The 14,865-nt window shown below is 52.8% G+C and carries 13 protein-coding genes; 9 read left to right on the top strand and 4 right to left on the bottom strand.

From position 1 onward, the window contains the following. Window positions 1–162 precede the first annotated feature (162 nt). Together pyrG and eno are read left to right on the top strand one after the other, a co-directional pair. Window positions 163–1,800, top strand: a complete 1,638-nt coding sequence (gene pyrG / locus NNO04_RS07655; protein WP_271444151.1) for a glutamine hydrolyzing CTP synthase — start codon at window positions 163–165, stop codon at window positions 1,798–1,800. Between the two features lie 87 nt (window positions 1,801–1,887). Then, window positions 1,888–3,183: a phosphopyruvate hydratase gene (gene eno / locus NNO04_RS07650; protein WP_271444150.1), complete on the top strand. Its 1,296-nt coding sequence runs from the start codon at window positions 1,888–1,890 to the stop codon at window positions 3,181–3,183. A gap of 56 nt (window positions 3,184–3,239) precedes the next feature. Here eno and NNO04_RS07645 read toward each other — a convergent pair whose 3' ends face one another. Then, window positions 3,240–4,064, bottom strand: a complete 825-nt coding sequence (locus NNO04_RS07645; RefSeq protein WP_271444149.1) for a MurR/RpiR family transcriptional regulator — start codon at window positions 4,062–4,064, stop codon at window positions 3,240–3,242. Between the two features lie 165 nt (window positions 4,065–4,229). Here NNO04_RS07645 and NNO04_RS07640 point away from each other — a divergent pair, with 165 nt between their 5' ends. The 3 genes from NNO04_RS07640 to queE all read left to right on the top strand — a co-directional run bounded on the left by NNO04_RS07640 (window position 4,230) and on the right by queE (window position 7,218). Beyond that, on the top strand, window positions 4,230–5,789 hold the full coding sequence (locus tag NNO04_RS07640) for a PTS transporter subunit EIIC (protein WP_271444148.1): 1,560 nt from the start codon (window positions 4,230–4,232) through the stop codon (window positions 5,787–5,789). Then, a complete protein-coding gene (locus tag NNO04_RS07635; protein WP_271444147.1) occupies window positions 5,786–6,475 on the top strand; it encodes an N-acetylmannosamine-6-phosphate 2-epimerase in 690 nt (229 codons plus the stop codon). The genes NNO04_RS07640 and NNO04_RS07635 overlap by 4 nt, the downstream gene beginning before the upstream one ends. Before the next feature lie 71 nt (window positions 6,476–6,546). Further along, window positions 6,547–7,218 (top strand): 7-carboxy-7-deazaguanine synthase QueE, encoded by a 672-nt coding sequence (queE, locus tag NNO04_RS07630; protein ID WP_271444146.1) that lies wholly within the window; start codon window positions 6,547–6,549, stop codon window positions 7,216–7,218. 96 nt (window positions 7,219–7,314) lie between these two features. Here queE and queD read toward each other — a convergent pair whose 3' ends face one another. Then, window positions 7,315–7,677 (bottom strand): 6-carboxytetrahydropterin synthase QueD, encoded by a 363-nt coding sequence (gene queD, locus NNO04_RS07625; protein ID WP_203360183.1) that lies wholly within the window; start codon window positions 7,675–7,677, stop codon window positions 7,315–7,317. A gap of 305 nt (window positions 7,678–7,982) precedes the next feature. Between queD and cysJ the strand changes: the two genes are divergently transcribed. The 3 genes from cysJ to cysH all read left to right on the top strand — a co-directional run bounded on the left by cysJ (window position 7,983) and on the right by cysH (window position 12,328). After that, window positions 7,983–9,782: an NADPH-dependent assimilatory sulfite reductase flavoprotein subunit gene (gene cysJ, locus NNO04_RS07620; RefSeq protein WP_271444145.1), complete on the top strand. Its 1,800-nt coding sequence runs from the start codon at window positions 7,983–7,985 to the stop codon at window positions 9,780–9,782. Then, complete coding sequence (cysI, locus tag NNO04_RS07615; RefSeq protein ID WP_271444144.1) at window positions 9,782–11,494, top strand: assimilatory sulfite reductase (NADPH) hemoprotein subunit; 1,713 nt, start codon at window positions 9,782–9,784, stop codon at window positions 11,492–11,494. The genes cysJ and cysI overlap by 1 nt, the downstream gene beginning before the upstream one ends. Window positions 11,495–11,593: 99 nt before the next feature. Further along, window positions 11,594–12,328, top strand: coding sequence for a phosphoadenosine phosphosulfate reductase (gene cysH / locus NNO04_RS07610; protein ID WP_271444143.1), 735 nt, complete (start codon window positions 11,594–11,596; stop codon window positions 12,326–12,328). Window positions 12,329–12,410: 82 nt separating this feature from the next. Here the strand turns inward: cysH and NNO04_RS07605 are convergent, their stop codons facing one another. Further along, window positions 12,411–12,656: a hypothetical protein gene (locus tag NNO04_RS07605; RefSeq protein ID WP_271444142.1), complete on the bottom strand. Its 246-nt coding sequence runs from the start codon at window positions 12,654–12,656 to the stop codon at window positions 12,411–12,413. Between the two features lie 394 nt (window positions 12,657–13,050). Here NNO04_RS07605 and NNO04_RS07600 point away from each other — a divergent pair, with 394 nt between their 5' ends. Beyond that, window positions 13,051–13,629: a DUF3828 domain-containing protein gene (locus NNO04_RS07600; protein WP_271444141.1), complete on the top strand. Its 579-nt coding sequence runs from the start codon at window positions 13,051–13,053 to the stop codon at window positions 13,627–13,629. Window positions 13,630–13,765: 136 nt separating this feature from the next. On the opposite strand, the gene NNO04_RS07595 is transcribed toward NNO04_RS07600, so the two are convergent. Next, window positions 13,766–14,809, bottom strand: coding sequence for an aminopeptidase (locus NNO04_RS07595; RefSeq protein ID WP_271444140.1), 1,044 nt, complete (start codon window positions 14,807–14,809; stop codon window positions 13,766–13,768). Window positions 14,810–14,865: the final 56 nt, after the last annotated feature.

Here is a 14,865-nt window from a genome sequence, read left to right as displayed (position 1 = left end):
AAACATTTAGCCCAAAGGGGCTATTTTCTCACTCCCAATATGAATGTGAGCCTGATGAAGAGGAGGAATAATGAAAGTTTGTGGCGTACGTCATGTTCGGGTATACTGCTTTCCCGTCCTGGTTATTCCATCGTCTTTTAAACCTAACTTCTCAGGTTCAGCATGACAACGAACTATATTTTTGTGACCGGCGGGGTTGTATCCTCTCTGGGAAAAGGCATTGCCGCAGCCTCCCTCGCAGCCATTCTTGAAGCCCGTGGTCTCAATGTGACCATGATGAAACTGGATCCGTATATCAACGTCGATCCGGGCACGATGAGCCCAATCCAACACGGGGAAGTGTTCGTTACTGAAGACGGCGCTGAAACCGATCTGGACCTGGGGCACTACGAGCGTTTCATCCGCACCAAAATGAGCCGCCGCAACAACTTCACCACAGGTCGTATCTACTCCGACGTTTTGCGTAAAGAGCGCCGTGGCGATTATCTTGGCGCAACCGTACAGGTTATCCCGCACATCACGAATGCGATTAAAGAGCGCGTTCTGGAAGGCGGCGAAGGTCATGATGTTGTACTGGTCGAAATCGGCGGTACGGTGGGTGATATCGAATCACTTCCGTTCCTTGAAGCGATTCGGCAGATGGCCGTAGAGATTGGCCGCGAGCATACGCTGTTTATGCATCTGACGCTGGTTCCGTATATGGCAGCGGCAGGCGAAGTCAAAACTAAACCGACTCAACACTCTGTAAAAGAGCTGCTTTCTATCGGTATTCAGCCAGATATCCTGATTTGCCGATCCGATCGTGCTGTACCGGCGAATGAACGTGCGAAGATTGCATTGTTCTGTAACGTACCGGAAAAAGCGGTGATTTCTCTGAAAGATGTCGATTCCATCTATAAAATTCCAGGCCTGTTGAAATCTCAGGGGCTGGACGATTATATTTGTAAACGATTCAGCTTGAACTGTCCGGAAGCTAATCTGTCAGAATGGGAACAGGTTATCTATGAAGAAGCCAATCCGGCAGGCGAAGTGACGATTGGTATGGTCGGCAAGTACATCGAACTGCCGGACGCCTATAAGTCGGTTATCGAAGCATTGAAACACGGTGGTCTGAAGAATCGTGTCTCCGTCAACATCAAGCTTATCGATTCGCAGGATGTTGAAACGCGTGGCGTCGAAATTCTGAAAGATTTGGATGCTATTCTTATCCCTGGCGGCTTTGGCTACCGTGGTGTAGAAGGTAAGATCGCTACCGCACGCTATGCGCGTGAGAACAATATTCCTTATCTGGGCATTTGCCTGGGTATGCAGGTTGCGTTGATTGAGTTTGCGCGTAACGTCGTCGGTATGGAGAACGCCAACTCGACGGAATTTGTGCCAGACTGTAAGTACCCGGTGGTGGCCCTGATTACCGAATGGCGTGACGAAGACGGTAACGTTGAAGTCCGTACCGAGAAGAGCGATCTGGGCGGCACGATGCGCCTTGGCGCGCAGCAGTGTCAGTTGGACGACGAGAGTCTGGTGCGTAAGCTGTACGGTGCGCCGACGATTGTTGAACGCCATCGCCACCGCTATGAAGTCAACAATATGCTGTTGAAACAAATTGAAGCTGCGGGTCTGCGCGTTGCAGGCCGTTCCGGTGATGATCAGTTGGTCGAGATCATTGAGGTACCGAATCATCCGTGGTTCGTGGCCTGTCAGTTCCATCCGGAATTTACTTCCACGCCACGTGATGGCCACCCGCTGTTTGCGGGCTTTGTGAAAGCCGCCAGCGAGCATCAGAAGCGTCAGGCGAAGTAAGAAGTAAAAAGTTAGAACGGCAACGCGTACCTTAGGTACGCGTTGTTTGTCTGGAGTTTTAGTTTAACTTGTACTGAGGAAAATCTAATGTCCAAAATCGTTAAAGTCATCGGTCGTGAAATCATCGACTCCCGTGGTAACCCGACTGTTGAAGCCGAAGTACACCTGGAGGGTGGTTTCGTAGGTATGGCAGCTGCTCCGTCAGGTGCTTCTACTGGTTCCCGCGAAGCGCTGGAACTGCGCGATGGCGACAAATCCCGTTTCATGGGTAAAGGCGTTCTGAAAGCTGTTGGCGCGGTTAACGGCCCGATCGCTCAGGCTCTCCTTGGCAAAGACGCCAAAGATCAGGCTGGCATCGACAAGATAATGATCGACCTGGACGGTACTGAAAACAAATCCAACTTCGGTGCGAACGCTATTTTGGCTGTGTCTCTGGCTAACGCCAAAGCTGCTGCTGCCGCTAAAGGCATGCCGCTGTACGAGCACATTGCTGAGCTGAACGGTACTCCGGGCAAATACTCTATGCCGGTTCCGATGATGAACATCATCAACGGTGGTGAGCACGCTGACAACAACGTTGATATCCAGGAATTCATGATTCAGCCGGTTGGTGCGAAAACCCTGAAAGAAGCCGTACGTATGGGTTCTGAAGTGTTCCACAACCTGGCGAAAGTGCTGAAAGCTAAAGGCATGAACACTGCTGTTGGCGACGAAGGCGGCTATGCGCCGAACCTGGGTTCCAACGCCGAAGCGCTGGCAGTTATTGCTGAAGCGGTTAAAGCAGCAGGTTACGAGCTGGGCACCGACATCACTCTGGCGATGGACTGTGCAGCGTCTGAATTCTACAAAGACGGTAAATACGTTCTGGCTGGCGAAGGCAACAAATCTTTCACCTCTGAAGAATTTACCCACTTCCTGGAAGACCTGACTAAACAGTACCCGATCGTTTCCATCGAAGACGGTCTGGACGAGTCTGACTGGGATGGTTTCGCATACCAGACTAAAGTTATGGGCGACAAACTTCAGTTAGTTGGTGACGACCTGTTCGTAACTAACACCAAAATCCTGAAACGTGGTATCGACAACGGTATCGCTAACTCCATCCTGATCAAATTCAACCAGATCGGTTCTCTGACCGAAACTCTGGCTGCGATCAAAATGGCGAAAGACGCTGGCTACACCGCTGTGATCTCTCACCGTTCTGGCGAAACTGAAGATGCGACCATCGCTGACCTGGCTGTTGGTACTGCTGCTGGCCAGATCAAAACCGGTTCTATGAGCCGTTCTGACCGTGTTGCTAAATACAACCAGCTGATTCGTATCGAAGAAGCGCTGGGTGAAAAAGCACCGTACAACGGTCGTAAAGAGATCAAAGGTCAGTAATCTGAACCTTACCTCTTAAGAAAAAACCCGCTTCGGCGGGTTTTTTTATCTCTGCACTACAGCAGCAGCGGTAGCGTCGCGCTGGCTGTTTGTTGGCTTACATTGCTATAACCCTCGTCCAGCGCAATCAGCGACGTGGTGAGCAGTTCAACTAACAGCATGACCCCGACTTTGGCATTCAGCGCCCCGGCGCTCAGAGGCCCTTCAGGTTTGGCGGCCACCAACTGGAAGTCACTCAATGAGCCCAGCGGGCTACGCGGCGTATTACTCAGGACCAGCACCGGAGCTCCGCGTTTGCGGGCAAGTTTAACCACATGCAGCAAATCGCGGGTCGAGCCTGAACTGGAGATCGCTACCACCAGCGCCTCATTTGACAGCGTCGCGGCATTCATGGCGGCACGATGCATATCGCTGAACAACTGCGCAGGTTTACCGAGTCGCAGGAGCTTGTAATGCAAATATTCCCCAAGAATCGCACTGGCGGCAACGCCATAGATCTGCACAGAGTGTGCCTGATGCAGCGCAAGCGCGGCTTTTTCCAGCATTGTTCTGTCGAGTAATTTTGCCGTGTCCTGCAATGCCTGCACAGACTCACTGACGACGTTATCAATCTCATCGCCGCTCTGATGAGCGGGTTGCCCCTGCTGAATATCCAGCGCCAGCGCCATCTTAAATTCGTTATAGCCTTTACATCCCAGCGTGCGGCATAAGCGCGTCACGCTCGCCTCGCTGGTCTCACTCTCACGCGCCAGTTCGGTAATCGTCAGGTAAAGCACTCTGGCCGGGTCGTTCAGGACAAACTCTCCCAACTTTTGCTGAGTCGGGCTGTATCCGGAGACCCCCTGGCGCAGCCTCAGCAGCAGATTTTCATTTTCTGACATGCAAGATCCTTAATGTGTTTCTCTGCGGCTAGTGTGGCGGAAACCAGGGGATCGACGCCAGTCATTTTAAAAAAGTATGATCCGCTTCCTGATTTATGGTGATAATTTTCACTTTAATTTATTTATATGGTAAAAATTTTCATCTGTTGATGGGGAAGTGAAAAAATGATGCAAATATTCAGTGGTGCCTCCTCGGGTGCCTGGTTTGAAAAGGCGCAGCGGTTCGGTAAATCGTTCATGTTGCCGATTGCGGTGTTGCCTGCTGCGGGCTTGTTGTTGGGGATCGGTGGCGCGCTCTCGAATCCGAATACCATTACAGCCTATCCGTTTTTGGATATTGGCTGGCTACAGGCCATTTTTACGATCATGAGCAGCGCGGGCTCGATTGTGTTTGCTAACCTCTCGGTGCTGTTTGCCGTTGGGGTCGCAGTAGGGCTGGCGAAAACCGATAAAGGTACCGCAGGGCTTGCGGCGCTGCTGGCGTTTTTAGTGATGAACGCCACGATCAACGCCTTGCTGATCCTGACCGATACACTGGCGCTCGAAAATCCTGGCGCGGTTGGGCAGGGGATGACGCTGGGCATCCAGACCCTGGAAACGGGGGTCTTCGGCGGTGTGGTTATTGGTCTGGTGACCTGTGTACTGCATCAGCGCTTCAACAAAATTGCATTGCCGCAGTTCCTGGGCTTTTTTGGCGGCTCACGCTTTGTACCGATCATCAGTTCGCTGGCGGCGATACTGGTGGGTGCGGCAATGACCGTCGTGTGGCCGCATTTCCAGAAACTGATTTTTGGCCTTGGCGGGCTGGTGGATGCGACAGGGTATCTGGGGACGTTTCTGTACGGTTTTATTCTGCGAATGCTCGGCCCGTTTGGTCTGCACCATATCTTCTATCTTCCCTTCTGGACGACGGCACTGGGAGGGAGTGAAATCGTCAATGGTCAACTGATTGAAGGCACGCAGCGTATTTTCTTCGCCCAGCTAGCTGACCCCACTGTCCAACAGTTTTACATTGGTACCTCGCGCTTTATGTCCGGTCGCTTTATCACCATGATGTTCGGCCTGATTGGCGCGTGCCTGGCGATGTATCACACGGCAAACTCGGAGAACAAAAAACGGGTTGCCGGGTTGCTGTTATCTGCTGCGCTGACCTCCTTCCTCACGGGGATCACCGAGCCGATTGAGTTCTCCTTCCTGTTTGTGGCGCCGGTTCTGTATGTCATTCATGCCTTCTTCGATGGGCTGGCGTTTATGATCGCGCATATTTTGCATATCACGATCGGTCAGACGTTCTCTGGAGGGTTTATCGATTTCATTCTCTTTGGCGTGCTGCAGGGCGAAGCTAAAACGCACTGGATGTACGTACCGTTGGTCGGCGTACCGTGGTTCTTCCTGTACTACTTTACGTTCCGCTACCTGATTAACCGCTTTGGTTTTCTGACGCCGGGGCGTGAGAAAGAGACAACGGTGGACAGTGTGCTTTCGCAAAGCGAACGCGCGGCGGCAGTGATTGCCGGACTGGGCGGCAAAGACAATCTTGAGGAAGTGGACTGCTGTGCAACGCGTTTGCGTGTCACGGTCAAAGAGGGCGCAAAGGTGGATGAAGCGGCGTTGAAAGCGACCGGCGCGCGTGGCGTCATCCTGCGTGGTAACGGTGTCCAGGTTATTTATGGCCCGCACGTCACGATCATCAAAAATGAAATTGAAGAGACATTATCGCAATGAAAACTGTACTGGATAACCTGAAAGGCAAACTCGTCGTCTCCTGCCAGGCGCTGGAACATGAACCCCTACACAGCCCGTTTATTATGTCGCGCATGGCGCTGGCGGCAGCACAGGGCGGAGCGGTAGCGATCCGTGCGAACAGTGTGGTGGATATTGCCGCCATCAAACAGCAGGTCTCTTTGCCGGTGATTGGCATCATCAAACGTGATTACCCGGACAGCGAGGTCTTCATTACCGCCACGATGAAAGAAGTGGATGAGCTGATGAGCGTGGGTCCGGAAATTATTGCTCTCGACGCCACCGCGCGCCCGCGCCCTGGTGGGCAAACGCTGGAGGCGCTGGTTGCGCAGATCCGTTCCCGCTATCCGGTGGTTTTACTGATGGCGGATATTGCCAGCGTAGAAGAAGCGGTCACGGCGCAGGCGCTGGGGTTCGACTGCGTAGGGACCACGCTCTATGGTTACACCGCAGAGACTGCAAGCCACCGGTTACCGGAGAATGACTGTCGCTTTTTACGCGATGTACTGGCTGCTGTATCGGTCCCGGTGGTGGCGGAAGGTAATGTCGAAACGCCTGAACTGGCAGCGCGTTGCCTTGCGTTAGGCGCACACACCGTTGTGGTGGGCGGCGCAATCACCCGTCCGCAGCAGATAACGGAGCGCTTTATTGCGGCAATCACAGCCTAAAGCACCGATGGGGCATGATACTTTGGCGGGGATCTGCGATAATTATCGTTTATCCCCACATTGAGATGATTATGCAGTACCCGATTAACGAGATGTTCCAGACCCTGCAAGGTGAGGGTTATTTTACCGGTGTCCCCGCTATTTTCATTCGTTTACAGGGATGCCCGGTTGGCTGTGCCTGGTGCGATACCAAACACACCTGGGATAAGCTTGAGGATCGGGAAGTTTCCCTGTATAGCATCCTGGCAAAAACCAAAGAGAGCGACAAATGGGGCGCGGCGAGCAGTGAAGATCTGCTGGCAGTGATTGGCAGACAGGGTTATACCGCGCGTCATGTGGTGATTACCGGCGGTGAACCCTGCATTCATGATTTGACGCCGCTTACCGAGTTGCTGGAAAAGAACGGTTTCAGCTGCCAGATTGAGACCAGCGGCACCCACGAAGTCCGTTGTACGCCCAATACCTGGGTGACGGTCTCTCCGAAAGTGAATATGCGCGGTGGCTATGACGTGCTTTCACAGGCGCTGGAGCGTGCCAATGAAATCAAACATCCGGTTGGGCGGGTTCGTGATATTGAAGCGCTGGATGAACTGCTGGCCACATTGACCGATGATAAACCGCGTATCATTGCGCTGCAGCCTATCAGTCAGAAAGAAGACGCAACGCGTCTGTGCATTGAAACCTGTATCGCCCGCAACTGGCGTCTCTCTATGCAGACGCACAAATATCTGAATATCGCGTGACTTAAAAGCCGGATGGCGCTGCGCTTATCCGGCCTACAAGGGCGACGAGTTTGTAGGCCGGGTAAGGCGAAGCCGCCACCCGGCAAAAAGCGAAAATCACTCGCCGCGATAAATGCAGCCTGCCGTGCAGGTTTCTTTCACCATCACCGCGCTTAGCAGAGGGACGACAGGTTTAACCTGGTCCCAAATCCAGTGCGCCAGCACCTCGCTGGTCGGATTCTCCAGACCTGGAATATCGTTCAGGTAGTAGTGATCCAGACGATCATATGTCGGTTTGAACGCCGCTTTGAGTTCGGCGAAATCGATGATCCAACCTGTATGTGGATCGACTTCACCGGTAATTTCGAGGCGCACCATGAACGAATGACCGTGCAGACGGCCACATTTATGCCCGGCAGGTACATGCGGCAGGCGGTGGGCGGCTTCGAAGGTGAAATCTTTAAACAGGGTGGTGGTCATGATTAGCTCTCAATGATACGAAAAACCGCCGTAGGGTACCGGAAAGTACATTTTTTATCATTAACTAAAACGGCGCTCAGCCACTGATTAGGTTATTTATCCCGCTTAACTTTTTTATTATGTTTAATTTCATGTGATTAGATAATCGGTTTTGCTGTTAATAAGTATAGTTAAAACAGGTTAGTCCATTTGGTTATTTGTTATTTCCATCCCTTCTTTAATTGTTACTATCCCCGCCGTTAACCTTATCATCAGTTTGGGTTTTATTGCTTAAATCCGCATCGCTTACTGGAACATAACGACGCATGACGACACAGGCCCCACCTTCCGCTTTGCTTCCGCTGAACCCGGAGCAACTGGCCCGCCTTCAGGCGGCCGCGACCGATCTCACGCCTACGCAACTTGCGTGGGTTTCCGGCTATTTCTGGGGCATGCTGAATCAGCAACCCGGTTCAACGGCGACGGCACCCGCACCTGCGGCTGAAATGCCGGGCATCACGCTGATTTGTGCCTCGCAGACGGGCAATGCGCGCCGCGTGGCCGAAGCTCTGCGCGACGATCTGCTGGCGGCAAAACTCCGTGTCACGTTGGTCAACGCGGGCGACTACAAATTCAAACAGATCGCCAATGAAAAACTGCTGATCGTTGTTGCGTCGACGCAGGGGGAAGGGGAGCCAGCAGAAGAAGCTGTCGCACTGCATAAATTCCTGTTCTCGAAAAAAGCGCCAAAACTCGACGGCACCGCTTTCGCCGTATTTGGCCTCGGCGATACCTCCTATGAGTTTTTCTGCCAGTCCGGGAAAGATTTTGACAGTAAACTGGCGGAGCTCGGCGGCGAACGTCTGCTCGACCGCGTTGATGCCGATGTGGAATACCAGCCAGCCGCAAGCGAGTGGCGCGCACGGGTGGTCGAGGTGCTGAAAGCGCGGGCGCCTGTTGCCGCACCTTCAGTGTCGGTCGCGACGGGGGCGGTCAATGACATTCATACCAGCCCGTACACCAAAGAAGCGCCACTTTCCGCGAGCCTTTCCGTTAATCAGAAAATTACTGGCCGCGATTCCGAAAAAGACGTGCGTCATATCGAAATCGATTTAGGCGATTCCGGCCTGCGTTATCAGCCTGGCGATGCGCTGGGCGTCTGGTATCAAAACGATCCTGAACTGGTCAAAGAGATTGTTGAGCTGCTGTGGCTGAAAGGGGATGAACCCGTCACCGTCGAAGGCAAAATTCTGCCGCTTTCAGACGCACTGGCGTGGCATTTTGAACTGACGGTCAACACCGCCAATATCGTTGAAAACTATGCCACGTTAACGCGCAGCGAATCGTTGCTGCCGCTGGTGGGTGATAAAGCCAAATTACAGCATTACGCCGCGACGACTCCGATTGTGGACATGGTGCGTTTCGCGCCAGCGCAACTGGATGCCGGGGTGTTAATCGGCCTGCTGCGTCCGTTGACGCCGCGCCTCTATTCCATCGCGTCGTCGCAGGCGGAGGTGGAGAGCGAAGTCCATATCACGGTCGGTGCGGTGCGTTATGACATCGAGGGGCGTGCCCGCGCGGGTGGGGCGTCAAGCTTCCTCGCCGATCGCGTCGAAGAAGAGGGTGAAGTGCGCGTGTTCATCGAACACAACGACAACTTCCGTCTGCCTGCCAACCCGGAAACGCCGATAATCATGATTGGTCCGGGCACCGGTATCGCGCCGTTCCGTGCCTTTATGCAGCAGCGTGCGGCGGATGAAGCGCCGGGCAAAAACTGGCTGTTCTTTGGTAATCCGCACTTTACGGAAGATTTCCTCTACCAGGTGGAGTGGCAGCGTTACGTCAAAGAGGGTGTGCTGAGTCGCATCGATCTGGCCTGGTCCCGCGACCAAAAACAAAAAATATACGTACAAGACAAACTGCGCGAACAGGGCGCAGAGCTGTGGCGCTGGATCAATGACGGTGCCCACCTTTATGTCTGCGGCGACGCTAATCGCATGGCGAAAGACGTTGAACAGGCTCTGCTGGATGTGATTGCTGAATTCGGTGGTATGGACGCCGAAGCAGCGGATGAATTTTTAAGTGAGCTGCGCGTAGAGCGCCGTTATCAGCGAGATGTCTACTAATGAGCGAAAAACACCCAGGACCTTTAGTGGTCGAAGGCAAACTGACTGATGCCGAGCGCATGAAGCTTCAAAGCAACTATCTGCGCGGCACCATTGCCGAGGATTTGAAAGACGAGCTTACCGGCGGTTTCACTGGTGATAACTTCCTGCTGATCCGCTTCCATGGCATGTATCAGCAGGATGACCGCGATATCCGCGCCGAGCGTGCCGAACAGAAGCTGGAGCCGCGTCATGCGATGCTGCTGCGCTGCCGTCTGCCGGGTGGGGTAATCACCACCAAACAGTGGCAGGCCATTGATAAATTCGCTCATGACAATACGATCTACGGCAGCATCCGTCTGACCAACCGTCAGACCTTCCAGTTCCACGGCATCTTGAAGAAGAACGTGAAGCCAGTGCATCAAATGCTGCACTCGGTGGGGCTGGACGCGCTGGCAACCGCCAACGACATGAACCGTAATGTGCTTTGCACGTCGAACCCGTATGAGTCCGAACTGCACGCCGAAGCCTACGAATGGGCGAAAAAGATCTCTGAGCATCTGCTGCCGCGCACCCGCGCCTACGCGGAGATCTGGCTTGATCAGGAGAAGGTTGCGACCACCGATGAAGAACCGATCCTCGGTCAGACCTATCTGCCGCGTAAGTTCAAAACTACGGTTGTGATCCCGCCGCAGAACGATATCGATCTGCACGCCAACGACATGAATTTCGTGGCGATTGCCGAAAACGGCAAGCTGGTGGGCTTTAACCTGCTGGTCGGCGGTGGGCTTTCCATCGAACACGGCAACAAAAAAACTTACGCCCGTACGGCGAGCGAGTTTGGCTATATTCCACTGGAGCATACGCTGGCGGTGGCGGAAGCGGTGGTCACGACCCAGCGCGACTGGGGCAACCGTACCGACCGTAAAAACGCGAAAACCAAATACACGCTGGAACGTGTAGGCGTTGAGACGTTCAAAGCGGAAGTGGAACGCCGCGCAGGCATTAAATTCGCGCCGATCCGCCCGTATGAGTTTACCGGACGAGGCGATCGTATCGGTTGGGTGAAAGGCATCGACAATAAATGGCATCTGACGCTGTTTATTGAGAACGGCCGTATTCTGGATTATCCGGGGCGTCCGTTGAAAACGGGTCTGCTGGAGATTTCTAAGATCCACAAAGGCGAGTTTCGTATCACCGCCAACCAGAATCTGATCATCGCCGGGGTGCCTGAGAGCCAGAAAGCGAAGATCGAAAAACTGGCGCGCGACAGCGGTCTGATGGACTCAGTCACGCCGCAGCGCGAAAACTCAATGGCCTGCGTGTCGTTCCCGACCTGTCCACTGGCGATGGCGGAAGCAGAACGTTTCCTGCCGACGTTTATCGATAATATCGACACGCTGATGGCGAAGCACGGCGTCAGCGACGAACATATTGTGATGCGTGTGACGGGGTGTCCGAACGGTTGCGGTCGCGCCATGCTGGCAGAAGTCGGCCTGGTCGGGAAAGCGCCGGGGCGTTACAACCTGCACCTGGGCGGTAATCGCATCGGAACGCGCATCCCGCGGATGTTCAAAGAGAATATCACCGAGCCGGAGATTCTGGCCTCTCTTGATGAACTGATTGGGCGCTGGGTGAAAGAGCGTGAAGCGGGTGAAGGCTTCGGTGATTTTACCGTACGTGCCGGCATCATTCGTCCGGTGCTCGATCCGGCGAGAGATTTCTGGGAATAGTGCGGTTTGTTGCCCGGTGGCGCTGCGCTTACCGGGCCTACGGATTGTGTAGGCCTGATAAGCGTAGCGCCATCAGGCATGGCGAACAGTGAGGTAACGATGTCTAAACCTGATCTAAACATGCTTAACGAACTGCCGAAAGTTGAGCGGGTGATGGCGCTGGCGCAAATCAACAGCCAGCTGGAAAAGCTCGACGCTGAAGGGCGCGTGGCCTGGGCGCTGGAAAATCTGCCCGGCGAATACGTGCTCTCTTCCAGCTTTGGCATCCAGGCGGCTGTCAGCCTGCATCTGGTCAATCAGATCCGCCCGGATATCCCGGTGATCCTCACCGATACCGGCTATCTGTTCCCGGAAACCTACCAGTTTATCGATGAGTTAGCTGACAAGCTCAGGCTGAACCTGAAGGTCTATCGTGCAACGGAAAGCGCCGCGTGGCAGGAAGCACGCTACGGTAAATTGTGGGAGCAGGGCGTTGAAGGCATTGAAAAATACAATGAAATCAACAAGGTGGAACCGATGAGTCGGGCGTTAAAAGAACTTAACGCGCAAACCTGGTTTGCCGGTCTGCGTCGCGAGCAGTCGGGCAGTCGCGCACATTTGCCGGTGCTCGCGATCCAGAGAGGGGTTTTTAAAGTGCTGCCGATTATCGACTGGGACAACCGTACGGTTTATCAGTACCTGCAAAAACATGGCCTGAACTATCATCCGTTGTGGGATCAGGGATATCTGTCGGTCGGCGATACTCATACAACCCGCAAATGGGAACCCGGAATGGCCGAAGAGGAAACCCGTTTCTTCGGACTTAAACGCGAGTGCGGACTGCACGAAGGGTAATCCACCATCCGCTAATCCCCACATGTCTGGCAAAAAACAGAACCTTGTCTGGTCAATTTGGCAGGGCGTGTGGGGATTTCCTTTATGTTTCCCGCGTGAGCAGGGATAAACCATCGGAGTTAACTGGTATACCCACGATTTTATTGGCAAAAATTGTTCCGTGTACTTTAGCGGCAAATAGGCGCAGGTTGATATCACCCTGTATTGTGTTTCTGGGTAGATAGCGCAGCTGACAGCTGCAACGATAGCGATCAGGATCAATCCGATCTTCTCCCCTTACTGCTGAAGAAAACCCTAAAATTGCTGTTTTTTTTGCCTTTTCCATCATTCCCTCAGTTCGTAAAAAAGTCAGCTCAATTGGCAGACATTTAACCTGTAAATATCTAATTTTCTTTATATGGTTATCGTGGATAGTAGTTAATATTGCTGCATTATCAATTACAAAAATTCATCAAAAACAGGTGCAAAATATTCTTTATTATTCGGTCAATTGATAAGGACATAAAACATGTCATGGAAACCCCATGAGGCTGTTTCTTACGCCCGTCTCCACGCACGCATGCAAACCACACACTATTGCGCTCGCGCAGTCGCAGCAGCCATCCGTGCCGGGGGCGTAAGAGTCGAAGGCGCAAACGCAAAAGACCTTGGAAGATCGCTTGAAAGAGCCGGGTTCACCTTGGTTCATGGCCCTCTAATTGAGGGGGATATAGCAGTGATTGATGCGCTTCCTGGCACCGGTCAATACGGCCATGCCTGTATCTATGATGGTGCAGGAAACTGGTATTCGGATTTTATTCAACATGGCATGTACCCCGGTCCGCGCTACAGGACAATACAACCGAGAGTCGTTTATTACAGGCATAACTAATATGAGGTCTCTTTTTGTATTACTATTTTTTTCCGTAACCGTTATGGCGGGCACAAGCGAGCCTGAGTTCCGGGCGGTTGAGTTCAATAAATGGTACATAAATCAGATTAACGCGGATCGCTATCCCATAACTGATGGCCATGAAATTGATGAATACGTCACTGCTGAGACACTGAAAAAGTTACGCCACGCACAAGATCCAAAATTTGCTGACGAAAAATTTTATGATGCAGACATGTTTACAAAGTCGAACTACATCGGCGAGGACTGGGCCGACTTTGTTGCAGTCGTTGCTGGCGATACCGATCCGGTTTGCATGAACGTCTATATCGCGTTTGGCAAGAAGAAAGAACACACCGTTATTGACTGCATGGTCAAAGAAGACGGCATCTGGAAAGTGCAATCCGTCGCAGCCCGAGATTTTTACTGACTGTTAGGGTAACAGACGAGAGGGCAGGGCACTGATGCAGTGCAACTCGTGAGTACATCTGACTCCCCGGTGTTCCCCACATAAGAAGAGAACACCGATAATAAAAGGCGAAACGGTCAGGTCACACGAATAACCGCTATATTTTCTCGGCTTTTGCCAGCTCTTTCACCAGCGGCAGCATGATGCGAACCACGTCGCGGCTACGATGCTCAATGCGTCCAGGCAGCGCCTTGTCGATATGCTGCTGGTTATCCAGTCGCACATTGTGCCAGCTGGTTCCGGCAGGGAAGGAAGCGGTTTTTGCGCGTTGCTGATAACCGTCTTTTTTACCCAGATTCCAGTTAGTGGCTTCAACAGAGAGCACGGCAATCCCCGCTTTATCGAAAACCTCTGCATCGTTGCAGCATCCCGTTCCTTTTGGATAGTTTTTGTTAAAACCGGGGTTGGAACTGGCGGCAATACCGTAATGGCGGGCGATGGTCAGGGCGCGATCGCGCGTCAGTTTACGCACCGCTTCCGGGGTTTTTTGCCCGCTATTAAAGTAGAGCTTGTCGCCGACGATCAGATTATCGAGATTGATCACCAGCAGCGTATTTTTCTTCTCGGTGGCGCTCATCCGCTTAAGCAGGTTTTCGGCACCCAGTTTTCCCTCTTCTTCGCCGCTGGTGGCGATAAAGCGGATACTGTATTCGGTAGGAACATCTTTCAGTCTTTCCGCCAGTTCCAGCATAACGCCCAAACCTGCGGCGTTATCGTCAATGCCTTGTAACGTCAGTCCGCCAAGATTGGCATCAGAGTCCGTATCGCTTTGCGGCGCGTAGGTATCCAGGTGCGCCATAATAATAATCTGCTGTGGCACTTTACCTTCATGCGCGGCAATAACCGTGCTTCCCGTAATGTTATGCCAGTTTTTGCGATTATCCCTGGCGGTATAAATATAACGACTGTTAAACGTCCGAATATTACTGCGATATCCCATCTGTTCAAATTGCTGACGAAGATAATCGGCCGACAGCATTTCCGCGGGTGAACCGGTCATTCGTCCTGGAAAAAAGGTCGCAATATGTCGAGCCTGGGTATTTGCAATAGTGCCAGTGTTCGGCGACGTCGCGTGTGCGGGAAGGATAAAGCATACGCCGAGCGCCAGGGCAGCGGTACGGTGGCGCAATGCGGAAAACATAGTGAGTCCTTAAATGCAAAGCAGAAATTTTTACCCACCTAGTATGAAACCGTGAC

The organism is Citrobacter sp. Awk 4, assembly GCF_028069725.1.
Classification (GTDB): Bacteria; Pseudomonadota; Gammaproteobacteria; order Enterobacterales; family Enterobacteriaceae; genus Citrobacter_D.
Note: the sequence above shows the minus strand (reverse complement) of the source record. Positions and strands in the feature narration are given on the sequence as shown.